Source organism: Nocardia sp. NPDC056064, from assembly GCF_042266925.1.
GTDB lineage: Bacteria > Actinomycetota > Actinomycetes > Mycobacteriales > Mycobacteriaceae > Nocardia.
Genome location: NZ_JBHJWO010000001.1, coordinates 621,521 through 647,578, shown reverse-complemented (window position 1 = coordinate 647,578; position 26,058 = coordinate 621,521). Strand labels below are relative to the sequence as shown.

The 26,058-nt window shown below is 70.6% G+C and carries 24 protein-coding genes and 1 pseudogene; 13 read left to right on the top strand and 12 right to left on the bottom strand.

Annotated elements, in window-relative coordinates; translation table 11 throughout:
- Positions 1-84 precede the first annotated feature (84 nt).
- Together ACFC06_RS02945 and ligD are read left to right on the top strand one after the other, a co-directional pair.
- Positions 85-1,164: an ATP-dependent DNA ligase gene (locus ACFC06_RS02945; protein WP_375927241.1), complete on the top strand. Its 1,080-nt coding sequence runs from the start codon at positions 85-87 to the stop codon at positions 1,162-1,164.
- Positions 1,161-2,162: a non-homologous end-joining DNA ligase gene (ligD, locus tag ACFC06_RS02940; RefSeq protein WP_375927239.1), complete on the top strand. Its 1,002-nt coding sequence runs from the start codon at positions 1,161-1,163 to the stop codon at positions 2,160-2,162. The genes ACFC06_RS02945 and ligD overlap by 4 nt, the downstream gene beginning before the upstream one ends.
- Before the next feature lies 1 nt (position 2,163).
- Here ligD and ACFC06_RS02935 read toward each other — a convergent pair whose 3' ends face one another.
- The gene (locus ACFC06_RS02935) at positions 2,164-2,871 is read right to left on the bottom strand and encodes a hypothetical protein (protein ID WP_375927237.1); all 708 of its coding nucleotides are present in this window, start codon (positions 2,869-2,871) and stop codon (positions 2,164-2,166) included.
- Between the two features lie 263 nt (positions 2,872-3,134).
- On the opposite strand from ACFC06_RS02935, the gene ACFC06_RS02930 reads away from it, so the two are divergent.
- Positions 3,135-3,488, top strand: a complete 354-nt coding sequence (locus ACFC06_RS02930; RefSeq protein ID WP_375927236.1) for a hypothetical protein — start codon at positions 3,135-3,137, stop codon at positions 3,486-3,488.
- On the opposite strand, the gene ACFC06_RS02925 is transcribed toward ACFC06_RS02930, so the two are convergent.
- Positions 3,485-4,114 carry a TetR/AcrR family transcriptional regulator gene (locus ACFC06_RS02925; RefSeq protein WP_375935165.1) on the bottom strand — a complete coding sequence of 210 codons (630 nt, stop codon included), beginning with the start codon at positions 4,112-4,114 and terminating at the stop codon, positions 3,485-3,487. The genes ACFC06_RS02930 and ACFC06_RS02925 overlap by 4 nt on opposite strands.
- Positions 4,115-4,253: 139 nt before the next feature.
- Between ACFC06_RS02925 and ACFC06_RS02920 the strand changes: the two genes are divergently transcribed.
- Together ACFC06_RS02920 and ACFC06_RS02915 are read left to right on the top strand one after the other, a co-directional pair.
- Positions 4,254-5,684, top strand: coding sequence for an SDR family NAD(P)-dependent oxidoreductase (locus ACFC06_RS02920; RefSeq protein ID WP_375927234.1), 1,431 nt, complete (start codon positions 4,254-4,256; stop codon positions 5,682-5,684).
- A 75-nt stretch (positions 5,685-5,759) separates the two neighbouring features.
- Complete coding sequence (locus ACFC06_RS02915; RefSeq protein WP_375927232.1) at positions 5,760-6,140, top strand: DUF2784 domain-containing protein; 381 nt, start codon at positions 5,760-5,762, stop codon at positions 6,138-6,140.
- Here the strand turns inward: ACFC06_RS02915 and ACFC06_RS02910 are convergent.
- The gene (locus ACFC06_RS02910) at positions 6,121-6,873 is read right to left on the bottom strand and encodes a thioesterase II family protein (protein WP_375927230.1); all 753 of its coding nucleotides are present in this window, start codon (positions 6,871-6,873) and stop codon (positions 6,121-6,123) included. The two genes, ACFC06_RS02915 and ACFC06_RS02910, sit on opposite strands and share 20 nt — an antisense overlap.
- A gap of 43 nt (positions 6,874-6,916) precedes the next feature.
- Between ACFC06_RS02910 and ACFC06_RS02905 the strand changes: the two genes are divergently transcribed.
- Positions 6,917-8,287 carry a CoA transferase gene (locus ACFC06_RS02905; protein ID WP_375927228.1) on the top strand — a complete coding sequence of 457 codons (1,371 nt, stop codon included), beginning with the start codon at positions 6,917-6,919 and terminating at the stop codon, positions 8,285-8,287.
- A gap of 37 nt (positions 8,288-8,324) precedes the next feature.
- On the opposite strand, the gene ACFC06_RS02900 is transcribed toward ACFC06_RS02905, so the two are convergent.
- The gene (locus ACFC06_RS02900) at positions 8,325-8,891 is read right to left on the bottom strand and encodes a TetR family transcriptional regulator (RefSeq protein ID WP_375927226.1); all 567 of its coding nucleotides are present in this window, start codon (positions 8,889-8,891) and stop codon (positions 8,325-8,327) included.
- A 105-nt stretch (positions 8,892-8,996) separates the two neighbouring features.
- Between ACFC06_RS02900 and ACFC06_RS02895 the strand changes: the two genes are divergently transcribed.
- The 3 genes from ACFC06_RS02895 to ACFC06_RS02885 are packed head-to-tail and all read left to right on the top strand — an operon-like array spanning position 8,997 to position 12,171.
- On the top strand, positions 8,997-10,208 hold the full coding sequence (locus ACFC06_RS02895; RefSeq protein ID WP_375927224.1) for an FAD-dependent monooxygenase: 1,212 nt from the start codon (positions 8,997-8,999) through the stop codon (positions 10,206-10,208).
- A gap of 44 nt (positions 10,209-10,252) precedes the next feature.
- Positions 10,253-11,293 (top strand): nucleoside hydrolase, encoded by a 1,041-nt coding sequence (locus ACFC06_RS02890; protein ID WP_375927222.1) that lies wholly within the window; start codon positions 10,253-10,255, stop codon positions 11,291-11,293.
- Positions 11,290-12,171, top strand: a complete 882-nt coding sequence (locus ACFC06_RS02885; protein ID WP_375927220.1) for an amidohydrolase family protein — start codon at positions 11,290-11,292, stop codon at positions 12,169-12,171. Before ACFC06_RS02890 ends, ACFC06_RS02885 begins: the two co-directional genes overlap by 4 nt.
- On the opposite strand, the gene ACFC06_RS02880 is transcribed toward ACFC06_RS02885, so the two are convergent.
- From ACFC06_RS02880 to ACFC06_RS02865, 4 genes are all read right to left on the bottom strand, one after another.
- Positions 12,172-13,206: an alpha/beta hydrolase gene (locus tag ACFC06_RS02880; RefSeq protein WP_375927218.1), complete on the bottom strand. Its 1,035-nt coding sequence runs from the start codon at positions 13,204-13,206 to the stop codon at positions 12,172-12,174.
- Positions 13,207-13,358: 152 nt separating this feature from the next.
- Complete coding sequence (locus ACFC06_RS02875; protein ID WP_375927216.1) at positions 13,359-13,997, bottom strand: response regulator; 639 nt, start codon at positions 13,995-13,997, stop codon at positions 13,359-13,361.
- On the bottom strand, positions 13,994-15,136 hold the full coding sequence (locus tag ACFC06_RS02870) for a sensor histidine kinase (protein ID WP_375927215.1): 1,143 nt from the start codon (positions 15,134-15,136) through the stop codon (positions 13,994-13,996). The genes ACFC06_RS02875 and ACFC06_RS02870 overlap by 4 nt, the downstream gene beginning before the upstream one ends.
- Before the next feature lie 134 nt (positions 15,137-15,270).
- Entirely contained in the window at positions 15,271-15,900 is a 630-nt protein-coding gene (locus ACFC06_RS02865; protein ID WP_375927213.1) for a class I SAM-dependent methyltransferase, read from the bottom strand.
- Between the two features lie 21 nt (positions 15,901-15,921).
- Between ACFC06_RS02865 and ACFC06_RS02860 the strand changes: the two are divergent.
- Positions 15,922-16,728 (top strand): annotated as a pseudogene (locus tag ACFC06_RS02860) (IS5 family transposase).
- 168 nt (positions 16,729-16,896) lie between these two features.
- Positions 16,897-18,342, top strand: a complete 1,446-nt coding sequence (locus ACFC06_RS02855; RefSeq protein ID WP_375935162.1) for a multicopper oxidase family protein — start codon at positions 16,897-16,899, stop codon at positions 18,340-18,342.
- A 36-nt stretch (positions 18,343-18,378) separates the two neighbouring features.
- On the opposite strand, the gene ACFC06_RS02850 is transcribed toward ACFC06_RS02855, so the two are convergent.
- The 4 genes from ACFC06_RS02850 to ACFC06_RS02835 all read right to left on the bottom strand — a co-directional run bounded on the left by ACFC06_RS02850 (position 18,379) and on the right by ACFC06_RS02835 (position 24,098).
- Positions 18,379-18,714, bottom strand: coding sequence for a hypothetical protein (locus ACFC06_RS02850; RefSeq protein ID WP_375927211.1), 336 nt, complete (start codon positions 18,712-18,714; stop codon positions 18,379-18,381).
- A gap of 172 nt (positions 18,715-18,886) precedes the next feature.
- Complete coding sequence (gene meaB / locus ACFC06_RS02845; RefSeq protein WP_375927209.1) at positions 18,887-19,966, bottom strand: methylmalonyl Co-A mutase-associated GTPase MeaB; 1,080 nt, start codon at positions 19,964-19,966, stop codon at positions 18,887-18,889.
- Entirely contained in the window at positions 19,963-22,227 is a 2,265-nt protein-coding gene (scpA, locus tag ACFC06_RS02840; RefSeq protein ID WP_375927207.1) for a methylmalonyl-CoA mutase, read from the bottom strand. Before scpA ends, meaB begins: the two co-directional genes overlap by 4 nt.
- Complete coding sequence (locus tag ACFC06_RS02835; RefSeq protein WP_375927205.1) at positions 22,227-24,098, bottom strand: methylmalonyl-CoA mutase family protein; 1,872 nt, start codon at positions 24,096-24,098, stop codon at positions 22,227-22,229. Before ACFC06_RS02835 ends, scpA begins: the two co-directional genes overlap by 1 nt.
- A gap of 118 nt (positions 24,099-24,216) precedes the next feature.
- Between ACFC06_RS02835 and ACFC06_RS02830 the strand changes: the two genes are divergently transcribed.
- Together ACFC06_RS02830 and ACFC06_RS02825 are read left to right on the top strand one after the other, a co-directional pair.
- Positions 24,217-24,903, top strand: a complete 687-nt coding sequence (locus ACFC06_RS02830; protein WP_375927204.1) for a TVP38/TMEM64 family protein — start codon at positions 24,217-24,219, stop codon at positions 24,901-24,903.
- A gap of 51 nt (positions 24,904-24,954) precedes the next feature.
- Positions 24,955-25,899, top strand: coding sequence for a hypothetical protein (locus tag ACFC06_RS02825; RefSeq protein WP_375927202.1), 945 nt, complete (start codon positions 24,955-24,957; stop codon positions 25,897-25,899).
- Positions 25,900-26,058 lie beyond the last annotated feature (159 nt).

Below are 26,058 nucleotides of genomic sequence, written 5' to 3'. Positions count from 1 at the left end.
TCGGCCCTACGATCGGATCCACACCGATGAATCGGGCGTGCTCGCATCGTCGACACGGGTGAACCCCACCCGCGAGGAGGATCGATGGATCTACCGGTGCTGCCGCCAGTGCGCCCCATGCTGGCCAAGTCCACGCCGTCGCTGCCCCGCGATCCCGGCCTGAGCTACGAGCCCAAATGGGACGGGTTCCGCTGCATCGTGTTCCGCGATGGCGACGAGATCGAACTCGGCTCGCGCAACGACCGCCCGCTCACCCGGTACTTCCCCGAGCTGGCCGAGTTGCTGAAAGCCGCACTTCCGCCGCGCTGTGTCGTCGACGGGGAGATCGTCGTCGTCACCGACCAGGGCCTGGACTTCGACACCCTGCAGCAGCGCCTGCATCCGGCGGCGTCGCGGGTGCGGAAACTGGCCGCGGAGACACCGGCCAGTTTCGTCGCCTTCGACCTGCTCGCCCTCGACGACCGCGACCTCACCACCGCCCCGTTCACCGAGCGCCGACGCGCCCTGGAATCGCTGCTCGACGCCGCGCCGGGGCGCATCCACCTCACCCCGATCACCCACGACCCCGACATCGCCCAGGACTGGTTCACCCGGTTCGAGGGTGCCGGTTTCGACGGGGTGATGGCCAAGGCCGACGACCTGCCGTATCTGCAGGACAAGCGGGTGATGCTCAAGGTCAAGCACGAGCGCACCGCCGACTGCGTGGTCGCCGGGTACCGGATGCACAAGGACGGCGAGGGCGTGGGCTCGCTGCTGCTGGGGCTCTTCGACGACGAGGGCAACCTGCACCACGTGGGGGTCGCCTCGAGTTTCACCGCCGCGCGCCGCCGCGAACTGCTGGGTGAACTCGCGCCGCTGCGGGACAACGCGCTGGAGAATCATCCGTGGCGCGACTGGGCCGACGCGGTCGCCCAGGCCGAGGCCGGTGGCAAGATGCCCGGCGGGCTGAGTCGCTGGTCCGGCGGCAAGGATCTGTCGTGGGTGGCGTTGCGCCCGGAGCTGGTCGCCGAGGTGCGCTACGAGCACGTGCAGTCGGGGCGGTTCCGTCACGGCGGCAGGCTGGTCCGCTTCCGCGCCGACCGCACCCCCGAGTCGTGTACCTACGCCCAGCTCGACGAGGTCGCCCCGGCCGAACTCGACGCGATCTTCGGAGCGCACCGGTGAGCGCCGCGGTGGAGATCGAGGTCGACGGCCGCACGCTGTCGATCAGTCATCCGGACAAGGTGTACTTCAGCAAGCGCGGGGAGACCAAGCTCGACCTGGTCCGCTACTACCAGGCCGTGGCCGGGCCGTTGCTCGCGGTGATCGGGAACCGCCCGCTGCTGCTGGAGCGCTATCCCGACGGCGCCTCGGGTAAGTCGTGGTTCCAGAAGCGGGTGCCCAAGTCCGCGCCGGACTGGCTGCGGACGGTGGAGGTGTCCACCCCCAACGGCACCACCAGCGACGCCCTGGTCGCCCACGATCTCGCGCACGTGCTCTGGGCGGTGAACCAGGGCTGCCTGGGCTTCCACGTGTGGCCCAACCACGTGCCCGACCTGCGGATCGCCGACGAACTGCGGATCGACCTCGATCCCTCCCCCGGCATCGGCTTCGACGATCTGCGCCTCGCCGCGGTGCGCACCCGCGAGCTGCTGGCCGAACTCGGCATCGAGAGCCGGGTGAAGACCTCCGGCTCACGCGGTCTGCACATCTACGCCGCGCTCGAACCCCGCTGGGACGGCTACGAGGTGCGCGCCGCGGCGGTGGCCATGGCGCGCGAGCTCGAGCGGCGCTATCCCGAGGAGATCACCGCGCAGTGGTGGAAGGAGCAACGCGGGTCGCGGGTGTTCGTGGACTTCAACCAGAACGCCCCGCACAAGACGGTGTTCGGCGCGTGGTCGGTGCGGCCGAAGGTCGGCGGGCAGGTCTCGACGCCGATCGACTGGGCCGAACTCGACACCGTGGTGCCCGACGAACTCACCCTCGCGACGGTGCCCGCGCGCCTGGCCGAACGTGGCGACCCGTGGGCCGACCGCCCACCGCAGTCGATCGCCCCGCTGCTGGAGATGTCCGAGCGCGACCTGGCCGGTGGCCTGATGGACGCGCCGTGGCCGCCGCAGTATCCGAAGATGCCCAACGAACCCCCGCGGGTGCAGCCCAGCCGGGCCAAGAAGTCCGACTGAGCTATTCGGTCGTCCAGGGCACCCAGCTGCCGCTGCCCGCCTTGCCCTCGCACACCAGTGCGTGGTCGTCGGCGGTGCGGCCGGACTTGTCCACCGACGGATCGCAGCGCGCGCCCGCCTCGTAGTACGCGCCGGAGACCCGGAACGGGCCCGACCAGCTGTGGGTGTCACCCGAGCGCAGGCACAGCAGCGTCGCGCCGTCGGCGGAAACCCCGAGCAGGCCCGCCTGCTCGGCCGCGCACGGCGTGCCCTTCAGGACCACGCTGTTGGCCGCCGGGCTCGGCACCACCGCGGGCACCGCACCGGTCGCCGCGGGCGTGCCGTGTGCCGAGACCACCGGTGTCGGTGCCGTCGTCGTCGCGGTGGACTGGGCGAGGTTGGGCAGCGAGACCTCGAAGCCCCCGTACACGGCCAGCCCCACCGTCGCCACCGCGGCGACCTCAGCGATGCCGAGCAGCAGCGCCAGCACGGCGATCCCGCGTCCGCGCGGATGCCCGAACGACAGCAGCCCGAACACGATGGCGATCGGGAACAGCAGCACCAGCGCGGCCGCCAGCGCCACCATGGCGTACGGGTTCACCCGGGGCTGGTCGGCCGCCCGTCCCCCGTGGCCGTCGTCGGTGCTCGCGTGCGGCCAGCGCTGGCCGTTCCACCGGCGATCGTCCACGTCCTCCTCGGGGTCGTCGTCCCATTGCTCGTACCGTGCCATCAACCCCGGGTCCCTCTGTCGAAATCTGTCCCCGGCCACGCGAACGAGCCCGCTCGCGACGCCGGGTTACGCGACGAGGATAAGGACTGGTGATCGGTGAGTTCAGCACAACCGGCAAATGTGTCAGCGCGGGCACACCACCGGCTCGACAGACATCGACCCGGGTAACGAACCGGCAAACCCCTTTGCCCGACCAGCGGGTACGGGTCCATGCTGGTCATCAGGGGGACCGGCGCGCAGCCCGAGATCGCGAGGAGGACCCCATGTCCGGCAGCACCCCTTCGGCAGACCAGCGGGCCTGGCACGCGCAGGCGGGCGATCTGCTCGCCGACGACTACAACGTGCCCGGCATCATCGCGTGCGCGATCGGCGTCGTCGGCCTGGCGTGCACGCTCGTCGCCGCGGGCTCCGGCAATATCGGCTGGGCCGTGGTCGGCGCGATCGGGACCGCGGTGTTCCTGCTCGGCGGGGCCGGGGCACTGCTGTTCGAGCACCGCCGCGAACAGCACATCGAAGTGGCCTACGGCCGCAGCGGGCACGCTCCCGGTCATCGCGGACCGCAGCGCTACAGCGTCCGCGACATCGAGATGCCGCCGACGCGCGGGCACGACGGCTAGCCGCGCACCACCGGCATCGTCTCGGTCATCACGGTGAGCAGGGTGTCGGCCAGCAGCCGGTGCACCTGCTCCCTGGTCAGCGTGCCGCGGGTGATCCACTCACGACCGGCGACCTTCACCATGCCCGCGTAGGCGAGGATCAGTGCGCGCAAACGTGCATCGTCTGCCATATCGGCACGGCCGATCATCATCAGCATGCGTTCGGCGGCGGCGTCGTCGGCCTGGTCGAGGATCTGCTGGACCTCCGGGTCGTCACCGACGCCTTCGTGGCTGGTCACCTTCACCCAGGTGGTGCCGTGCTCGGCGATGGTGTCGAGCAGCCAGCCCACGATCGAGTCGACCCGTTCGCGCGGGGTGCCCTGCGGGATCGAGACCTTCTCCGCGCGCGGCAGGGTCACCATGCGGCGCACCACGGCCAGATACAGGTCACGCTTGTTGCCGAAATAGTGGTTGATCAGGCCGCGCGCGACACCGGCGCGCTGCGCGAGTTCCGCGGTCGACACCGCCGCGTAGGGGCGTTCGCCGAACATGTCGATGGCACAGGCCAGGATCTGCGCGCGGCGCTCGTCGGGTTCGAGCCTGCGCCTGCGTGGCGCGTCTGCGGTGTCGGTATCCAGCGGGGAAATCGGGCTGCTCCGTCGCGTTCGTCGGGGTGCCGCGCGGTTGCGGCAGCGGCAGACCACGATACCCAGCGGGTACGGCACGCGGCCAATGCGACAATAGAGGGCGCCCACGCCCCCGCACGAAGGAATGCCGCAGTCCCCGATGACCGAGAAGACGATCGATCCGGACGAGTTGGCGACCTGTTTGCGGGTGCTGGAACAGGCCGGACACCTGGAGAAGGAACACCCTGACTCGATCGCGGTGCAGCGCGCCGTCGGGCACATGTTCAAAAAGCTCAAGCAGCGGCGCCGCATCGAGGCGCGCGAGCAGGTCGCCAGCGCCGATCGCGCCGTGATCGCCGCCACCGCGACCGGCTCACCGCAGCGCATCGACGACGAGACCGCGGGCATCCCGATCAGCTCGGCCACCACCGGCGCGAGCGCGGGCACACTGCTCAAGCCGCGCCCCTGCTACATCTGCAAGCAGCGCTACACCCAGGTCGACGCGTTCTACCACCAGCTGTGCCCCGAGTGCGCGGCATCGAGCCACGCCAAGCGCGACGCGCGCACCGACCTCACCGGCAAGCGCGCCCTGCTCACCGGCGGCCGCGCCAAGATCGGCATGTACATCGCGTTGCGCCTGCTGCGCGACGGCGCGCACACCACCATCACCACCCGCTTCCCCAACGACGCCATCCGCCGCTTCGCCGCCATGGAGGACAGCGCCGACTGGCTGCACCGGCTGCGGATCGTCGGCATCGATCTGCGTGATCCCGCGCAGGTGGTCGCCCTGGCCGACGATGTAGCCGCCCAGGGCCCCCTGGACATCCTGATCAACAACGCCGCCCAGACCGTGCGCCGCTCGGCGGGCGCCTACAGCGCCCTGGTCGACGCCGAGACCGCGCCGCTGCCCGCGGGCACGCTGCCCGAGATGGTCACCTTCGGCAAGACGATGCAGGCGCATCCGACCGCGCTGACCGCCTCGCTGACCCCGTCGCTGTCGGCCGGTGACGTGGCCGAACTGGCCCTGGTCGCGGGGTCGGCGACGCCCGAGCGCATCGCGCGCGGCGTGGCGATCGACGCGGGCGGGCTGGTCCCGGACCTGGCGCACACCAACAGCTGGGTGCAGACCGTCGGCGAGGTGGAGGCCACCGAACTGCTCGAGGTGCAGCTGTGCAACTCGGTCGCGCCGTTCATCCTGGTCTCGCGGCTGCGGCCGGCGATGGCCGCGGCGGCGGGCAAGCGCAAGTACGTGGTGAACGTCTCGGCGATGGAGGGCCAGTTCGGCCGCGGCTACAAGGGTCCGGGCCACCCGCACACCAATATGGCCAAGGCCGCGCTGAACATGCTCACCCGCACCAGCGCGCTGGAGATGTTCGAGGCCGACTCGATCCTGATGACCGCCGTCGACACCGGCTGGATCACCGACGAGCGCCCGCACTACACCAAGATGCGCCTGGCCGAGGAGGGCTTCCACGCCCCGCTCGATCTCGTCGACGGCGCGGCCCGCGTCTACGACCCGATCGTGCAGGGCGAGAACGGCGTCGACCTGTACGGCTGTTTCCTGAAGGATTACCGGCCCTCGCCCTGGTGACCCGCGATCCAAGCGATGCCGAACCGGAATGTCGATCATGATTCCGGTCGGTGACGGCACACATATCCTGAACAGGTGCCGTACCGGGTGTTGGCCGATCTGATCGCCGTCACCCACGTCGCGTTCATCGCGTACGTGGTCGCCGGTGGTTTCCTGGCGTGGCGGTGGCCGCGCACGATCGGCGCGCACGCGATCGCCGTGGCCTGGGGGTTCGGCACCATTCTGATCGGCTTCGACTGCCCGCTGACCCACGCCGAGAACTGGGCGCGCAGGCAGGCCGCAGTGTCGGAACTGCCCGCGGCGGGGTTCATCGACCACTACCTGACCGGGGTGATCTATCCCGACAGCGCGCTCGGTCTGGTCCGGCTGCTCGCCGCGACGGCGGTGCTGGCGTCGTGGATCGGGTACGCGCGCCTGCACCACCGGCAGCGCCGGATCAGCTCAGGTGCGGTGTGATCGCCTCGGCCACCGCGCCGGGCTGGTCGTCGAGGTAGAAGTGCCCGCCGGGGAAGGTCCGCAGGGTGAAGTCGCCGTCGGTCACCTGGGCCCACTGTTGGGCCTGGGCCACCGTGGTGGTCGGGTCCGCGGTGGAGATCAGGGCGAGGACCGGGCAGCGCAGGGCCGGTGCCGGACGCTGCCGGTAGGTTTCCACCGCCTGATAGTCGGCGCGCAGCGCGGGCAGTACCAGTTCGGCGAGGCCCGGTTCGGCGCGCAGGACGGCCACCGACGCCGGGTCGGTGGCGAGGCGTTCCAGATCGTCGATGAGCACGGCGTCATCGGCCCGGTGCAGGGTGCCGGTTTCTTCGTAGGCGGGCGCGGGTCGCCCGGAGACGATCAGCGCGTGCGGCGGTTGCCCGGCGGCGTCGAGGCGCAGGGCCGTCTCGTAGGCCACCGTGGCACCCATGCTGTGGCCGAACAGCACCCGTGCCGGACCCGGCTGGGCGAGCAGGGCCGCGGCGATGTGGTCGGCCAGTTCGTGCAGGTCGGTGACGAGCGGGGCGCCGAGCCGGTCCTGGCGGCCGGGGTACTGCACCGCGCTCACCTCGGCGCCGGGCCCGAGGCGCGCGCTCAGTGTCCGGTAGTACGGGGCCGATCCGCCGCCCGGCGGGAAGCACACCAGTCGCCGGTGCGGCGCGGGCTCCGGCCGCAGCACCCGAACCCATTCCCCGGCAGCGGTATTCACGCCCACCTCACACTCCTCACCCGTTGTCGCGGTCGCTAGGCTGGTCGGGGTGACCGCCGCGCGAGACCTTCTGCACGCCTACGAGGCCGGGCTGGGCGTGCCCGCGTCGGACCTGCCCGACGGGCCAGGTCCCGGCGCCCGGCTCGCCGCCACGCTACCGGTCTGGGCACTGGCCGCGGGTTCGGTCGGCGCGCTGCAGGCGGCTGCGAACCGCTTGCGCGCGACGCGAGGTCAGGCGAGTGTGCCGATCCGGCTCGATCCCGACCGGATCGCCGCGGCGTTCTCCAGCGAGCGGCTGTTCCGCCACCACGACACCGCACCCCAGGTCTTCGCCCCGCTCTCCGGGTTCTTCCCGACCGCCGACGGCTGGGTGCGCACCCACGCCAACTATCCCCACCACCGCGACCGGCTGGCTGCGGTACTCGAGCTGCCCGCCGACGCGACCGCCGAGCAGGCTCGCGCGCGGCTGCGCACCTCGGCGGCGGCGGAGGTCGAGGCGGCCGCGGCGGAAGCCGGTGCCATCGCCGTGCGGCTGCGAACCGAGGACGAGTGGGCCGAAAGCCCGATGGGCCGGGCGGCCGCGAGCGGCGCGCTCGTCGCGATCGAACACCGCGACCCGGCAGTCGGGCCGTCACCCGGCTCCTGGACCGAACGCCACACTCCGGAATCCCCGCTGCCGCTGCGCGGTCTGCGAGTGCTCGACCTGACGCGGGTTCTCGCGGGCCCGGTCGCCACCCGCACCCTGGCCCTGCTCGGCGCCGATGTCCTGCGCGTCGATCCGCCCCGGCTACCCGAGATCGACTGGCAGTTCCTCGACACCTGCCAGGGCAAGCGGTCGACGCTGCTGGATCTGCGCACCGATCTCGCGGGATTCGAGACCCTGCTCGACGCCGCGGATGTGCTGGTCACGGGGTACCGGCCGGGCGCGCTCGCCAGGGCCGGGGTCCGCGCGGCCGGGCGCCCCGGACTGATCGTGGCCTCGGTGTCGGCCTGGGGCGCCGCCGGGCCGTGGGGTGAGCGGCGCGGGTTCGACAGCATCGTTCAAGCGGCAGCCGGGATCTCGCTCATCGAGGGCGACACGGATCGTCCCGGCGCGCTGCCCGCGCAAGCGCTCGACCACGGCTCCGGTTATCTGCTCGCCGCGGGCGTGCTCGACGCGCTGGCGGCGCGTTCCGGCGACGGGCTCGGCCGCACCGTCCGCGTCTCGCTGGCCCGCACCGCGTCCTGGCTGCTGGGTGCCGGTGGACGCGAGCCCGACCACCCCGCACCGGCCGCGCCGTCCGCCTCGGCGACCATCACACACGCGATGACGACAACGGCGGCACCCGCACTGCTCGGCTACGACGATTACCGCTGGCCCGCACCGCCTTACGGGTCCGCGCAGCCGTACTGGATCGACGCCGCGGACCACCGCCACTGACCAGCCGACGCGGATCCAACCCACATCGCGCAGGCGTTCAGTTGCCCGCGAGCGCCCGCACCGCCGTAGCCAGCTGATCTCCGTCGGGCCCCTCCCCCGGCGTCAGCAGCCAGAGCACGCCCAGCCCCTGGACCAACGCGAAATACAGCTGACCGAGGGCGGTGGCCTGGTGCTCGTCGAGTTCGGGATGCGCGGCCCGGACCGAGGCGGCGATGTCGGCGACCGCGCCGCCGAGCTGATCGCCCAGCTGGGCGCGCGCCTCCTCCGAGCGCACGATCCGCACGATGTTCTCCAGGCTGGCCAGCATCGCCTCGTGGTTGCCCGCGAAGACCTCGGGCATCCCGTTCCACAGTGTGGTGAATCCGGCCAGCGGTGACGTCCCGGCGCCCGCGGCGATCAGCGCGTCCATGCCGTCACCCATGGCGGTGCCGAGCGCGTCGGCGAGCGCCTCGGTGACGAGCCGGTCCTTCGACCCGAAGTGGTAGCCGATGGCGGCCAGGCTCACGCCCGCCGCCGCGGCGATGTCGCGCGCGGTCGCCTTGGCCACGCCGCGCTCCAGGATCACTTTGCGCGCGCCGGCCAGGAGATCTTCTCGATTACCCATGGTCACCACCCTACCCGAGCGTCTTAGACATTTGTTCTAGACATTCGTGCCAGCCGTGTGTTAGACATATGTCTAAGACATTCGTTCATCAGATGGGAACACATCATGACCACCACCTCCCTGCACGTCCTGGTCTCCGGCGGCGGGATCGCGGGCAACGCGGTCGCACTCCAGTTGCTGCGCAGCGGTATCCGCACCACGGTGGTCGAGCGGGCCACAGCCCCCCGCCCGGGCGGCCAGGCGGTGGACCTGCGCGGGCCCAGCAAGGACGCGGCCGAGCGGATGGGCCTGCTCGACGCCATCGCGAAGCACCAGCTCGACGAGCGCGGGATGTCCTACATCGGCGACGACGGCGAGCCGTACGCGCGGATGGCGATGGAGGACTTCGACGGCGCGGGCATCGTCGCCGACATCGAGATCACCCGCGGCGATCTCAACCAGGTACTGCTCGACGCGGTGGCCGCCGCCGACACCGGCCTGCTCGACTACCGCTACGGCGAATGGATCGAGCACATCGAGCAGGACGGCACCGGCGCCACCGTCACCTTCGCCGGCGGCGGCACCGAACGCTTCGACCTGGTGATCGGCGCCGACGGCGTGCACTCGGCCACCCGCAGGCTCGTCTTCGGCCCCGAGGAGCAGTTCAGCACCAATCTCGGTGGCTACGGCGCGTTCTTCACCATGCCCAGCCCCGACGGCATCGAACCGGGCTGGTTCCAGATGCGGATGCTTCCCGGCACGATGATCGGCATCCGGCCCGACGGCGACCCGGCCACCAGCAAGGCCATCATGACCTTCCGCACCGAGGTCGATCCGGCCCTGCGCCGCGACACCGGCGCGCAGAAGGCGCTGATCCGCGCGAAGCTGGCCGACGCGGGCTGGCGCGCACCGGAGATCCTGGCGGCCATGGAGACGGCCACCGACTTCTACTTCGACGAGGTGGCCCGCGTGGACGTGCCGGAACTGTCGGCGGGCCGGGTCACCCTCATCGGTGACGCGGGCTACTGCGGCTCCCCGCTGACCGGCATGGGCACGGCCATGGCCATCGTCGGCGCCTACGTCCTGGCCGCCGAGATCGCCGCCACCCCCGGGGATCTGGCCGGTGCGCAGCAGCGCTACCAGGCCGCGATCACCCCGTTCCTGGACAAGGCCAAGCAGATCCCCGGTGGCAGCATCAAGACGATGCTGCCCAACACCCGGCTCATGGCCGCGCTGGCGAAGGTGAACGTGCGGGTCATGATGTCGCGGCCGATGCGTCCGCTGACCAAGAAGATCTTCTTCGGCCACACCGAGGACTTCGCCCTGCCCACCTACTGATCACCCCGGGCGGGTGGCCGGGTCCGCCCGGCTACCCTCGGTGCGTGCCCCAGAAGATCTTCCTCGACGTCGACACCGGCATCGACGACTCCCTGGCCCTGCTCTACCTGCTGGCCTCGCCCGAGGCGCGCATCGTCGGCATCGCGGCGACGGCGGGCAATGTGCCCACGGCGCAGGTCGCGGCGAACACCCTGGCCATCCTGGATCTGGGGCGGGCACCGCAGATCAAGGTGGCTCTCGGCGCGGCCGGGCCGCTGGAGATCCCGCTGCGCACCACCGAGGACACGCACGGCCCGCAGGGTCTGGGCTATGCCGAACTGCCCGCCTCCGAGCGCCCGCTCTCGGCACACACGGCGGCCGAACTCTGGGTGGCGACGGTGCGGGAGTCGCCCGGGGAGGTGATCGGCCTGTGCACCGGCCCGCTGACCAATCTCGCGCTGGCCCTGCGCCTGGAACCCGAACTCCCCCGGCTGCTGCGCCGCCTGGTCGTCATGGGCGGCGCGTTCAACCATCCGGGCAATACGACCCCGACCAACGAGTGGAACATCCACGTCGACCCGGAAGCCGCCAAGGAGGTGTTCGACGCCTTCTCGGCGGCACCGGCCGACCGGCGGCCGCTGGTGTGCGCGCTCGACATCACCGAGACCATCGAGATGCGGCCCGAGCACCTGGTGGCGCTGGCGCAGGCCGCGGGCAGCCTGCCGCTCGAGCCGGTGGGGCACACCCATCCGCCCGAATGGCGTTCGGCGGCCACCGATCCGGTGCTGCGCTATCTCACCGACGCGGTCCGCTTCTATTTCGATTTCCACCATCTCTACGACCTGGGCTATCTGGCGCACATGCACGATCCGTTCGCCGCCGCCGTCGCGCTGGACCCCGGGCTGGCCGTCACCCGCCCCGCGACCGTCGACGTCGAGCTCACCGGCACGCTCACCCGGGCCACCACCGTGGCCGACTGGGCGGGCATGTGGGGCCGGGAACCCAATGCCGACATCGTGATCGGCACCGACCCGGCCGCCTTCTTCGACCGTCTCGTCACCCGCGTCGGCGCCCTGGCCCGCCGCCTGAGCCAGGAGCCCGCATGACCGTCGACACCGCCACCTATCTCGCCGACTTCCGCCGGCGCCTGGACCTGCCCGCGATCGTGGACGTGCACACCCATTTCATGCCCGACCAGGTGATGCGCAAGGTGTGGGCCTACTTCGACGCGGCGGGCCCGCTCACCGGCCGGCCGTGGCCGATCACCTACCGCGACGACGAGCAGGTCCGGCTGAAGACCTTGCGCGAGTTCGGCGTTCGCGCGTTCACCTCACTGGTCTACCCGCACAAGCCCGACATGGGTGCCTGGCTCAACGAGTGGACCGCCGAGTTCGCCGCCCGCACCCCCGACTGCCTGCACACGGCCACGTTCTATCCCGAACCGTCGGCGCCGGACTACGTCCGCGAGGCGCTGGACCGGGGTGCGCGGGTCTTCAAGGTGCACATCCAGGTCGGCGCCTTCTCCCCGCTCGATCCGCTGCTGGACCCGGTGTGGGCGATCCTGGCCGAGTCGCGCACACCGATCGTCATCCATTGCGGATCCGGGCCCGCCCCCGGCGAATTCACCGGCCCCGCCCCGATCGCCGAACTGCTGCGCCGCCATCCGTCGCTGCGGCTGATCATCGCGCACATGGGCACGCCCGAGTACACCGAATTCCTCGACCTGGCCGAGCGGTACCCGGACCTGTTCCTCGACACCACCATGGTCTGGACCGACTTCAGCGAGGGCGGTGCCCCGTTCCCGCCCGCCGAACGCGAGCGCCTGGTGCGCTTCGGCGACCGCATCCTGTTCGGCAGCGATTTCCCCAACATCCCCTACCCGTACGCCGAGGCGATCACCGCGCTGGAACGGCTCGACCTCGGCCCGGACTGGCTGCGCAAGGTGTTCCACGACAATGCGGCACGGCTGTTCGAACTGGACTGATCAGGCGGGCATCTCCATGCCCTCGGCCAGCAGCGGCCAGGAGTTCTTGAACGCCTTCTGCCAGTAGCCCCACGAATGGGTGCCCTGGGTGGACAGGTCGAAGGTGGCCGGGATGTCGAGTTCGGCGAGACGATCCTGCAGGTTCTGGGTGCACCAGTTGGTGGCCGCCTCGATCACCCCGCCCACCACGATCTGATTGGCCAGGCCGACCGGACCCCAGGTGATCAGGTGCGGGTCGCCGAGCTTGTCGTACTCGCCGGGCAGACCGTTGCCGTTGGAGATGTAGAGCTTGGTGCCGCGCAGGCCCTCGGCATTGACCACGGGATCGTTGGCGGCCCAGGCGGGATCGCCGGGCGGGCCGTACATGTTCGAGGCGTCACCACCGCCGGTCCCGACGACCACGTTCACGAACTGCCTGCCCACCGGATCGCTGATCTGCGCGCACCCGCTGTAGGCGGCGACCGAGCGGAACAGGCCGGGCTTGGCGATGGCCAGCTGCAGCACCGAGGTGACCGTCATCGAGTTGGCGGCGATGGCATTGCGGCCGGTGGTGTGGAACATGGCGTCGATCAGGGTGGGCAGTTCGTCGAGGAAGAAGGTGCGCCACTTGTTCACGCCGAGAGTGGGATCGGGTTCGCGCCAGTCGGTGTAGTAGCTCCACGCCCCGCCGATCGGCATCACGACATTGACGTTCTTGGTCGCCAGGAAGTCCACCACATCGGTGTTGTGTTCCCAGGTGGCGGTGTCCTCGCCGCCGCCCGCGCCGTTGACCAGATACAGCGCGGGACGCGGCACCGAGGCGTCGGCGGGGCGCTGCACCTTCACCGAGACGTCGCGGCCCATGGCGGCGGAATGGATCCGCACCGTCACCTGGCGCCCGGCGACCGAGACGACCTCGGCGCGGGACCCGTCGATGGCGATGGCCCGGTTCGACACGGTGACACCCGGCCCCTCGGCGTGCGCCGCACCGGCCACCGCCGGACCCATCGCGACGACCATCGCCGCCACCACCGACACCGCGCTACGGCACCTCATCGATCGAACCTCCACACGCCACACTGAAAACAGACCGCTCAGTGCGGCCGGTCACAATATCGGGGCGGATCACACTGCCGTTACCTGTTTCACACCGATTCGTCACCATCGCGGCGAGCTCTGTGGTGGATCACAAAGCAACGGCCCGATTTTCAGCCTTCCGTGAGCTTGGAGGCGTACACCGCCAGGCGGATGCGATTGCCGGTGCCGGTCTTGTCGAGCAGGTTGGCGACGTGGGTCTTGACCGTGCTCACCCCGAGGTGCAGACGCTCGGCGATCTCCTGATTGCCGTACCCCTGCCCGACCAGCCGGAGCACCTCGCGTTCGCGGGCGGTCAGATCCGGTTGCGCCGGGGTGGATTCGGCGGTGGGTGCCTCGATCGCGCGGGTGATCAGGCGGCGCAGCAGGGCCGGGGAGAACATCAGGTCACCGTCGACGGTGCGCCGGATGGCGTCGAGCAGCACCGCGGGCTCGGTGTCCTTGACGAAATAGCCCGCGGCACCGGCGGCGAGGGCGGGGAGCAGGTGCTCGTCGTCGTCGAAAGTGGTGAGTACCAGGACTTTCGCGCGCGGTGCCGTCGCGAGGATCTGCCGGGTGGCCGCGACACCGTCGAGTCCGGGCATCCGCAGGTCCATGACGACGAGGTCGGGCGCGAGTTCGGCGTACTGCCGGACCGCGTCGGCTCCGTCGGCCGCCTCGCCGACGACGGCCAGATCGGTGGTGTCCTCGATGAGCATGCGCAGCCCGGCACGCACCAGGCGCTGGTCGTCGGCGAGCAGGATCGTGATCATGCGAGTTCCTCGTCTCGTGCGGTGCCGGGCAGCCAGGCGTGGACCGCCCAGCCCTGCCCGTCGGGCCCGGCCGACACGGTGCCCCCGGCCAGGGCGGTGCGTTCGCGCATCCCGACGATGCCGTGCCCGACGACGACCGCGGGTCCGTGACCGCCGCTGGCGATGTCGACCGCCAGTCCGCCCCCACGCGCGCCGATCGAGAACCGCACCGGCACCGTGGGATCGGCGTGCTTCATGACATTGGTCAGTGACTCCTGGACCAGCCGCAGCAGGGTGAGCCGGGTGATCGCGTCGAGCCCGCCGAGTTCGGCCGCGATCGTGGCCTCGACGGTGAACCCGGCGGCGCGGGTGCGGGTGAGCGCGGCGGCGATCTCGGTGCCGACCGCGTCGGTGTCGACGAGGGCGACGGTGCCGAATGCCGGATCGCGCAGGGCCGCGAGCAGGCGGCGGATATCGGCGAGCGCGGCCGCGGCGGTCGTGCGCACATCGTCGAGGACGGCGACCACCCGCGGGTCGGCGGTGCGGACGACATGTCCGGCCACCGAGATCCGCAGGATGATCGAGGCGATGTGGTGGGCGACCACATCGTGCAGTTCCCTGGCGAGCGCGGCGCGTTCGTCGACGCGGGTGCGGGCCTCGGCGTCGGCCGCGCGCATCCGCAGGTTCGCCGCCAGATCGCGCTGCCCGCGCAGGTACAGCCCGAGCAGCAGCGGCAGGCCCACATAGGCCGCGGCCTCGACCACCGTGGACGCGCGGCCGATGGAGGTGTCGTGCAGCCCCACCCGGCCCAGCACCACGGCGGCGGTCCAGCCCGCCGTGGCCACCCACACCGTCGACCTCCGGTGGGTGCGCGCGACGACGTCGACCAGCGCGACGGCCCCCAGATACGGCACCAGCCCGGACACGCCCCACGCGGGCGTCCGCAGCATCGGCACGGCCAGCGCCGACAGCGTCAGTGAGGTGACCAGCGGCCATCGCGCCCCGGCGAGGAACACCACACCCGCCGTCAGCGCCAGCGCCCAGTAGTGCGCGGGCACCCGGTACTGGCCCGGATACGTGCTGGCCAGCAGCAGGACCGGGATCAGCACCAGCGGCAGCACACGCAGCAGCCGGGCGGCACGGGTCGGGGTCTCGATCACGCCCCCACGGTAGGTGACCTGGTGACCTGATCTCGGCGCTAGGGGGTGTCTGACAACTCCGGTCTGATCAGCGAGATTCGGCTGAGCCGGCAATACGGAGGTGCGCCGATCGGCTGGGGGGGACTAGGCAGTGGCTACGAACGGCGGGCCAGTAGATGGGCGTCGAGGAAGCCCCGATCAGAGGATGGATTGTGGAGCAGCCGGGCGAAGGGATCGAGCCCAGCATCGCCCAGCAGTTCGGCGAGGCGATCCACCGGCCAGCTGTAGGCGGGCGCCACCTTGTGGTCGAACCGGACCGGTTCTTGTCCGTCAGTCCCGAAGAAGGAGACCAGGAGCAGACCGTCCGGTGCCAGGACGCGTACCTGTTCGGCGAGCAGCTCCGGTAGTTCTCCCGGAGGGGTGTGAATCATTGAGTAGTGGGCCAGTACGCCGCCGAGCGCGGCGTCCTCGATCGGCAGGGATTCCATCCGCGATTCTTGGAAGCGCAGCGCCGGATGGGCCTGCCGAGCGTGGTCGACCATGCCGGGGGCGAGGTCTAGTCCGAAGGCGTCCAGGCCGAGTTCGTGCAGCATGGCTGTCAGATGTCCGGGCCCGCACCCGACGTCCGCTGTCCGCAGGTTGCCCGTCGCGCGCACCAGTTCGGCGAAGGTGCCGATCATGGCCCGGGAGAAGGGCTGTGTCTCCAGCCGGTTTGAGAACAGCGACGCGTACAACTCAACGACACCGTCGTAGGCCGTCCTGGTCTCGTCCTGATGATTTGCCACGGGCAGGACTCTATAGCCGGTCTGATAATTGATCTTGTGGCAGGTCGAGGTGAGTTGACGGATGCGGCATGGAGGCGGATAGAGCCCCTTTTGCCTCAGGTGGACCGACGGGGCCGTCCGTAGCGTGATCACCGGCAGGTGGTCAACGGGGTGCTGTGGCGGCTGCGGACCGGGGCTCCGTGGCGGGATCTTCCCGACCGGTTCGGGCCGTGGCAGACCGCCTACCGAGTCCACCAGCACGCAGTCGGCGCCCGCAAAAAGGGGATGCGAACGGGGACGAACTGGAAGATCCGGGGCGCTCGCAGGCGCGTCAGGCCCTCGGCCGCTCCCGAGGCGGACTGACCACCAAAGTCCATCTCGCCGTCGATGGCCGGGGCCTGCCCCTGTTGATTGTGCTCACGCCCGGCAACGTCAACGACGCGACGGCGTTCGGCCAGGTCCTCGACGGCATCCGCAACCCCGCGCCTCGGCACGGGCCGCCCGCGCACGACACCGGACCGTGTGCTGGGTGACAAGGCGTATTCCGGCAGGGCCATCCGCCATCTGCTGAGGCGCCGGGGCATCGCTGCCACGATCACCGAGCGCCGCGACCAGGCGGCGAACCGCCACCGACGCGGAGCCCTCGGCGGCCGGCCGCCGGCCTTCGACAAGGTCACCTACCGCGACCGCAACGTCGTCGAACGATGCTTCGCCCGCCTCGAGCAGTTCCGCGCGATCGCGACCCGGTTCGACAAGCTCGGCGACCGCTACCGTGCCGAAGTTGTCCTGGCTTCCTTGATCCTCTGGCTCCGCGAGTCCACGGGTAATCATTTGTCAGACAGGACCTAGCACGCAGTCGGCGCGTCCGCAAGGGCCGGGCGGGCGGAATCCGGCACGGGAACCGGGCCACGCGGCGGAGTTTCCGGCGTCGCGCCTGGTCCAGGCTGGAATCTCCCCTCTGGATCGTCGGTATACGAAGGAGTACGCGTGGTCTCGCGACGAGGTTTTCTCACCGGTATGGCCCTGGCACCGGTGATCGCGGCGACGGGCTGCGCGGTGCGCACCGCGGCACCCGCCGCTGCCACGCGTCCACTGCCCGTTCCGCCGCTCGCCGCCCCGGTCGTGGGCGCCGACGGAGTTCGTCGCTTCACCCTGCGAGCCCAGCAGGGCGGGACCGAGATGGTCCGCGGGACGCGCACCCCGACCTGGGGCTACAGCGGTGACGTCCTCGGGCCCACCCTGCGTGCCCGGCGCGGGGAGCGGGTCGCGGTCACCGTCACGAACGCGCTTCCCGAAGCCACCTCCGTGCACTGGCACGGCATGCACGTTCCCGCCCGGTTCGACGGCGGTCCGCATCAGATGATCGCGCCCGGGGCGACCTGGTCACCGGAGTGGACCATCCAGCAGCCCGCCGCCACGCTCTGGTATCACCCGCATCCGCACGGTGCCACCGAAAAGCATGTCCAGCGGGGGCTTTCCGGGTTCTTCCTGATCGACGACGAGGACACCGACGCGCTGGACCTCCCGCACGACTACGGAGTCGACGACATTCCGCTGGTCGTCCAGGACCGCCGGTTCACCGCCGGTGGCGCGCTGGACGAATCCGATCCCACCGATGTCGGCCTGCTCGGCGACACCATCGTCACCAACGGCATCGCCGGCGCCCACTTCACCGTCACCACGCAGCGGGTCCGGCTCCGGGTGCTCAACGGGTCGTCGGGACGGCTCTACCGGCTCGCGCTCGCCGACGGACGGGGGTTCGATCTGATCGGCACCGACGGCGGATTGCTCCCGGAACCCGTGCGGCTCACCGATATCCAGCTGAGTCCCGGTGAACGGGCCGAGATCGTGGTGACGATGTCACCCGGCAAGAACGTCACGGTACGGTCCCTGCCCATCACCGAGCGCGCGGGTATCGACCGGGCGCGCGAGTTCGGCTTCGACGACGCTTTCGACATCCTGGTGCTGCGCGCCGCCGAAACCCTGCGCCCCGCACCGGCTCTCCCCGCGACCCTGATCCCCCTGCTCCCCCTCGTCGCCCCGGACAGTGCGCCGAACCGATCGTTCGACCTGCAGTGGTTCATGATCAACAACCGCCGCATGGACATGAACCGCATCGACATGACCATCCCGCTCGGCGCGACCGAGGTCTGGACGGTCCGCAACAAGGACAACTGGCCACACAACTTCCACGTCCACGACGTGCGATTCCAGATCGTCGCCGTCGACGGGAACCCGCCACCCCCGGCCCTGTCCGGCTGGAAGGACACCGTCTACACCGAGCCCTACCGCACCTACACCCTGGCCATGCGCTTCACCGATCACGCCGACCCGACGTTCCCGTACATGTACCACTGCCACCTGCTGCACCACGAGGACCAGGGCATGATGGGCCAGTTCCTCGTCCTGGCCCCCGGTCAGCAGCCCGCACCCATGGACATGAGTGCCATGGGCCACGGCTGACCCGCGACCTCGAACGATGCCGCCGGGTCCGGGCATTCAGGCCGAGGCGGCGGGCGTGAGACGCAGGCGGGTCAGCACGAGGGCGCACAGGGTCAGGGCGGTGAAGGTGCGCTTCCACAGGCGGATGACGGCCTGTTCGAGGATGATGCCGATGCGGTCGGCGCAGCTCGTGGCCTCGGCGATGGCCATGCGGTCGTTGACGAGGGCGGGGTCGCTGATGATCTCGTCCAGGCGCAGGCCCGCGATGGCCTGCTCGCGGGTGAGGGGGCGCTCGGGGAGCCAGGTGAGCCGCCAGCGGCCGTCGTCACCTCGCGTGGCGTACTCGGGGGTGCGATCGCTGCCGATCGTGCGGTCCCGGTGGAAGATCGCCATCGGTGCCTCCTAGAGCGCAGGCTGTCACTTCCACCTTCCACGGTCCACGAATTTCACCGCAGGCAACAGCTGGCAAATCCGGAGAGCGCGGTCTATCATGCCGTGCCAACTGGCCTGATGCCCGATCACCGGTCCGCGAACAGGCAGTGATCGGACGATTCAGCAAACCGGATCAGGAGTCGAAGGCTTCGAGAATCCGCTGCGCGGCGAGGGCGGGTGTGAGGGTGCCCTCGCGGACCGCGGATTCGATCCCGGAGCGCACGGCGGCGACCTCCGGATTGTCGGCCAGGCGGCGCAGGATCTGATCGTGGACCATGGTCCAGGTCCAGTCGACCTGTTGCCTGCGGCGCTTCTCGGCGAACTCGCCGGCGTCGGTGAGGACACGGCGGTGGTCCAGGACGGTGTCCCAGAACTTATCCAGCCCTTGGCCTTCCAGGCCGCTCATGGTGAGAACCGGTGGGCGCCACAGGGCGTCGTGCGGGTGGATCAGGCGCAGCGCGCCCTGGAGTTCGCGCGCGGCGCTCTTGGCTTCCATCTCGTGCTTGCCGTCGGCCTTGTTCACCGCGACCAGCTCGGCCAGCTCGAGGACACCCTTCTTGATGCCCTGCAACTGATCTCCGGTACGCGCCAGGGTGAGGAAGCAGAACACGTCGACCATATTGGCGACGGTCACCTCGGACTGGCCGACGCCGACGGTCTCCACCAGGATCACGTCGTAGCCGGCGGCCTCGAGCAGCACGATGGTCTCGCGGGTGGCCTTGGCGACACCGCCGAGCGTGCCCGCGGTCGGCGAGGGCCGGATGAAGGCGTCGGCCTCGAGCGACAGCCGCGCCATCCGGGTCTTGTCGCCGAGGATGGACCCGCCGGTCCGGGTGGAGGACGGGTCGACCGCGAGCACGGCCACCCGATGTCCCTTGCCCAGCAGGTACATGCCGAGCGCGTCGATGAAGGTCGACTTGCCGACGCCGGGCACTCCGGTGATGCCGACCCGGTTCGACACGACCGTGCCCGCCTCGGTGCCCAGCGCGAGCAGCAACTGCTGGGCCAGCTCCCGATGGTCGGCACGGGTCGACTCGACCAGGGTGATGGCCCGGGCCAGCGCCGCGCGCTGCCCGTCCCGAATACCCTGGGCGAGCGCACCGACGTCGATGGTGCGGACTGCCCTGGTCACGGCGCGTCCTTCGTTGCGCGGGGCGCCGACGCCCGCCGTGGTACCGAGCCGGGGATGCGCGTCCCCGCGCTGAGCGCTCATTCCGGGTTTCCGCCGCCGATCTCGTGGCCGAGCGAGGCACCCAGCTTACGCAGCAGATCGATGGCCGCGTCGGCGATGACGGTGCCGGGCGGGAAGATCGCCGCGGCGCCCGCCTCGTACAGCTCGTCGAAGTCACCGGGCGGGATGACCCCACCGACGATGACCATGATGTCGGGGCGGCCGACATCGGCCAGCGCCTGCCGCAGGGCGGGCACCAGCGTGAGGTGACCCGCGGCCAGCGAGGACACACCGACGATGTGCACGTCGTTGTCGGCCGCCTGGCGCGCCACCTCTTCGGGGGTCTGGAACAGCGGGCCCACATCGACGTCCATACCGAGGTCGGCGAACGCGGTGGCGATCACCTTCTGGCCGCGATCGTGGCCGTCCTGACCCATCTTGGCGACCAGGATGCGCGGGCGACGGCCCTCGGCGGCGGCGAACTCCTCGACCAGCTCGATGGCGGCGCCGATATTGGACGCCTTGCCTGCTTCGTCACGGTACACACCGGAGAGCGTACGGATCTCGGCCTGATGGCGGCCGTAGACCTTCTCCAGGGCATCGGAGATCTCGCCGACGGTGGCCTTGGCGCGGGCGGCCTCGATGGCCAGGGCGAGCAGGTTGTTCTCCATGCCGCCCTCGGAGGAGGCGGCGGCGCGGGTCAGGTCGGCCAGCGCCTGCTCGACCGCGACCGAATCCCGTTCGGCGCGCAGGCGTTCCAGCTTCTCGATCTGCTCGGCGCGCACGCGCGAGTTCTCGACCTTGAGGACCTCGACCTGCTGGTCTTCTTCCACCTGGTACTTGTTGACGCCGATCACCGGCTGCTGGCCGGTGTCGATGCGCGCCTGGGTGCGCGCGGCCGCCTCTTCGATGCGCAGCTTCGGGATGCCCTCCGAAATGGCCTGGGCCATACCGCCGTGCGCCTCCACCTCGGCGATGTGCGCGCGGGCGCGTTCGGCGAGCTGGTGGGTGAGCCACTCCACGTAGTACGAGCCGCCCCACGGGTCGATCGGGCGGGTGGTGTTGGACTCCTGCTGGATCAGCAGCTGGGTGTTACGGGCGATGCGGGCGGAGAAGTCCGTCGGCAGGGCGAGGGCCTCGTCGAGGGCGTTGGTGTGCAGCGACTGGGTGTGGCCCTGGGTCGCGGCCATGGCCTCGATACAGGTGCGCGCCACATTGTTGTAGGCGTCCTGCGCGGTGAGCGACCAGCCGGAGGTCTGCGAATGGGTGCGCAGCGACAGCGATTTCGCGCTCTTGGGCTCGAACTTCGAGACCAGTTCGCTCCACAGCAGCCGGCCCGCGCGCAGCTTGGCGACCTCCATGAAGAAGTTCATGCCGATGGCCCAGAAGAACGACAGGCGCGGGGCGAACTTGTCGACGTCCATGCCCGCGGCGATACCGGCCCGGATGTACTCCACGCCGTCGGCGAGGGTGTAGGCCAGTTCCAGATCGGCCGTGGCTCCGGCTTCCTGGATGTGGTAGCCGGAGATGGAGATCGAGTTGAACTTCGGCATCTTGGCGCTGGTGAAGGCGAAGATGTCGGAGATGATCCGCATCGAGGGCTTGGGCGGATAGATGTAGGTGTTGCGGACCATGAACTCCTTCAGAATGTCGTTCTGAATGGTTCCGGCCAGCTGCTCGGAGGTGACGCCCTGCTCCTCGGCGGCGACGACGTAGAGCGCCAGGATGGGCAGCACCGCGCCGTTCATGGTCATCGAGACCGACACCTGATCCAGCGGGATCTGGTCGAAGAGCTGGCGCATGTCGAGGATCGAGTCGATCGCGACACCGGCCATACCGACATCACCCTGCACGCGCGGATGGTCGGAGTCGTAGCCGCGGTGGGTGGCCAGGTCGAAGGCGACCGAGAGGCCCTTCTGGCCCGCCTGCAGGTTGCGGCGGTAGAAGGCGTTGGAGTCGGCGGCGGTGGAGAAGCCCGCGTACTGGCGGATGGTCCACGGCTGGTTGACGTACATGGTCGGATAGGGACCACGCAGGAACGGCGCCACGCCGGGCACCGTGTCGAGCGGATAGCCCTGCGCGACAACGGCGTCCCGGTCGGCCTTGGTGAACACCGGCGGCACGTCGATGCCCTCGGGAGTCGACCAGACCAGCTGTTCGGGGGTGGTGTGGTTGGCCGTGGCGGCCCCGGCCACGAACTCGCGCACCTGCTCGGCGCCGACCTCGGCCGCGATGGGCGCGTGCTCGGTGAGCGGGACCTCGGCGAAACTGCCGACGATGTGCTCGATATCGGACGTGGTCATCAGGCTCCCACCTTCTCCAGCAGCTGCGACAGGACCGCGACCGCGTCGATGCGCAGGGTCAGGTACCCGTCGGGCAGCTGCGCGCCACTGAACTGCGCGACCGACTTCTCCGGTCCGGCCAGCAGCACGGTCTCGACTCCGGCACCGCGCAGGGCGTCCACGGCGGCACCGGCCTGCTCGCCGTAGCGCTTGTCGGCACCGCACAGCACCGCGATGCGCGCGCCGGATTCCGTGGCGGCGGCGGCGATCGCGTCGACGGCCAGCGGGCCGGGATTGACCGACTCGATGCCGCCGGAGGCGAGCACATTCGCGGTGAAGATGGTGCGCGCGTTGTGTTCGGCGACCGCGCCCAGCGGCACGATCAGCGCCTTCGGGCGGGCGCCGGTGGCGGCCAGGTAGGCGTCGGACCGGTTGCGCAGATCCTCGAAGGCCGCGCCGTAGCGGGCATTCGGGCCCGGCTCGCGCGCCTGCTCCGACAGCGGCGCCTCGGCCAGGTTGGGGAACTCGTTGACGCCGGTGACCGCGGCGCGCCGGTGGGCGACATCGGCGGCGCGGGTGGCGGCGGTCTCGGCGATGCGCGCCGCGAGGACCCCGGACTCCAGCGCGGCGAGATAGCCGCCCGCGGCCTCGAGTTCCTGCATGAATTCCCAGGCCTTGGCGGCGAGTTCGTCGGTGAGCGCGTCGACGTACCAGGAACCGGCGGCCGGGTCCTGGACGTGTCCGAGATGGGATTCCTCGAGCAGCAGCAGCTGGGTGTTGCGGGCCATGCGCTGGGAGAACGTCGTCGAGACGCCCAGTTCGCCCGGGGGCAGCGCCGAATCGAAGGGCAGCACGGTGACCGAGTCGGCACCGCCGACACCGGCACCGAAGGCGGCGAGGGTGGTGCGCAGCAGGTTCACCCACGGGTCGCGCTGGGTCATCATGGCGGCCGAGGTGATCGCGTGCTGGGGTGCGGCACCGAAGGCGGGGGCGCCGCACACCTGGGCCACGCGCGCCCAGAGGCGCCGGGCCGCACGGAATTTCACGATGGTGGCGAACTGGTCGTCGGTGGCGGCGAAGCGGAACTCGAGCTGACCGAACGCGTCGGCGATGTCGACCCCGGCGCCGGTGAGCAGCCGCAGATAGGCCAGGCCCGCGGCGACGGCCGCGCCCACCTCCTGCGCGTCGGCGGCACCCGCGTTGTGGAAGGCGATGCCGTCGACCGTGATCGCGCGCACCGTCTCGGGCCGGGCGGCGGCCTGCACGGCCAGGGCGAGGGTCTCGGCCTGGTCCAGGTCGTCGGCGCCGGTGAACGCGCTGGTCAGCGGGGCGGCGCCGAGGCCGACCCGGATCTGCGCGCGATCGGCGATCGAGTAGCCGTCGAGGATCTCGAACACCTTCGCGGCGGCGGCGGCCGTGGCGGGCCCGGCGACGAGAGTCAGCGGGGCCAGCTCGTACAGCAGTCCGCGCAGCGCGACGGGGATGCCGTCCACGGCCACGCCGTAGGGACCGACGCCCAGCGCGACCGCGCTGACACCGTTCTCCAGCCCGGTCAGGATCGCCCGGTTGGTGGCCTCGGCGTCGTCCTCCCCGGCGAACGCGCCGACGAACCAGCCGCGCTGCGGGTCGCGGGTGGCGTCGCCACCACGCACATAGGGGAAGGCGCCGGGCAGCGGCTGCTCGGGCAGCTCGTCGCGGCGGGTGTAGAGCGGGGCGATGGTGAGCCCGTCGTAGGTGGTCTCGTCGAGCAGGTGCTCGGGCTCCGCGGGAAGCTCGGACGCCTCGACCCGCCGCGCCTTGGCCAGGACTCCGGCCACACCTTTGCGCCATGCGGGGTACTCGGGCACCGGATCCGGTGCGAGTCCCGCCCCGGACTCTGAACCAATCGGCATAGCTGCTGCTCTCTCCTCCATCGACGAACCGGGATGAGGCCGGTTCGTCCTCGATGCTAACTGTGACACTGTGTCCGCTCGCTCGGGCCATCCCCTACCGGCCGGTACGCTTACCCGGGTGTCCCGACTGATCCGCTCCCCGCGCCTGCTCCTGGCCCTGGCCGGGGTGGCCGCGCTGTTCGTGGTGGCGATGCTGGTCCCGCTGCCCGGCCCGCAGCAGATCAGGGACTGGGCCGGGGGCGCGGGTCCGCTGCTGCCGGTGCTGTTCTTCCTCTTCTATTCCCTCGTCGCCGTCGCGCCGGTACCGCGCACCGTCCTCACGGTGACCAGCGGCGTGCTGTTCGGCCCGGTCCTCGGTTCGCTGCTCGCGCTGTCGGCCACCGCGGTGAGCGCCACGATCGCACTGCTCGGTGTGCGAGCGCTCGGGCGCGACCGGGTCGCGGCACATCTGACCCATCCGGCGGTCCGCGCGATCGACGCGCGGCTGGCCCGGCGCGGCTGGCTGGCGGTGGCGGCGTTGCGGATGATCGCGCTGGCCCCCTTCTCGGTGGTCAACTACTGCTGCGGACTGTCCTCGGTGCGGGTGCTGCCGTACCTGGTCGCCACGGTGGCCGGCTCGGCGCCCGGCACCATCGCGACGGTGGTGCTGGCCGGATCGCTGGCGGGTGACACCCATCCGATGGCCGTCACCATCTCCGCGGTGTGCCTGTCGATCGGGGTGATCGGCCTGTTCGTCGACGCGCGCATGCCGCTCGACGACGACCCCCTCGCGCCCACAGCGCAGCCGGTGGCCATTACCCGCTGACCCGGCGCGCCTGCCGCCGCCCGCCGCCGCCCGGCCGGATAATCCCCGGTCATGGCCATCATCGTGGGGCGCCGATCGGTTCTCACCCTGCTCGCCGGACTGCCGCTGCTGGCAGCCGCCCCGGTGCGCGCGCAGTCCTCGCTCGGCCCCGGCGTCGGCCCCGACCAGGACCGCGCGCCGGTGCGCTACACGATGACCGGCTTCCGCGCCGACGACGACACCGTCCTGGCGGTGTACGAGTCCTTCGACGGCACCACGTTCACGCCGGTCAGCGAGCACGCGTTCACCCCGCCGGTCGGCCTGGTCCGCGATCCCAGCATCCTGCTGCACACCGACGGCTGGTACTACCTCACCTACACCGTGGCCGGGGACGCCACCGCGATCGGCGTGGCCCGCAGCCGCGACCGGATCACCTGGACCTTCGTGGCGAACGTGCCGATGCTGGTCGCGGGCAGGCTGGAGGGTGCCTGGGCACCGGAGTGGTATGCCGACGCCGCGGGCCGCGTCGGCATCATCGTCTCGCTGACCTGGGGTCACGGGTTCACCCCCCACCTGCTGATCCCGCTCGACGCCGGGCTCACCCAGTGGGCGCCCCCGCTGCCGATGCTGGGACTGGGCCCCAGCGGGCCGGGCTCGCTCGGCTACATCGACACCACCCTCGTCCGCCGGGACGGACGCGTGTTCGCCTTCGTGAAGAACGAGGACACCAAGCTCGTCGAACTGGCCGTCGCCGATCGCCCGCTCGGCCCGTACACCGTCATCGCCCGCGGCGACTGGGCGGGCTGGGGCGGCCCGCGCGAGGGACAGTCGGTGGTCCGGCTGGGCGACGGCGGCTATCGCCTCTACCTCGACGCCTACACCGAGGGCCGCTACCTGTACAGCGACAGCTACGACGGCTTCCGCACCTGGACCCCGCCGCGCGAGGTTCCCGGCCTGTCCGGCGTGGTCCGCCACGGCACGGTGCTCGCCGAGTACGGCGGCTCCGCACCGGCCTGAACAAAAAGCCCCATACGCCAGGGGCCCCGGGTTAGTGTGGCATTCCGAAGCAATCAGAAGGTGAGTTACTTCACATCTCTAAATTCTGACTAAGACACGTTTCAGAAAACTCTCAGAGTTATAGACTCCGAGGTAGCCCAGGGTTCGCCGGCGATATCC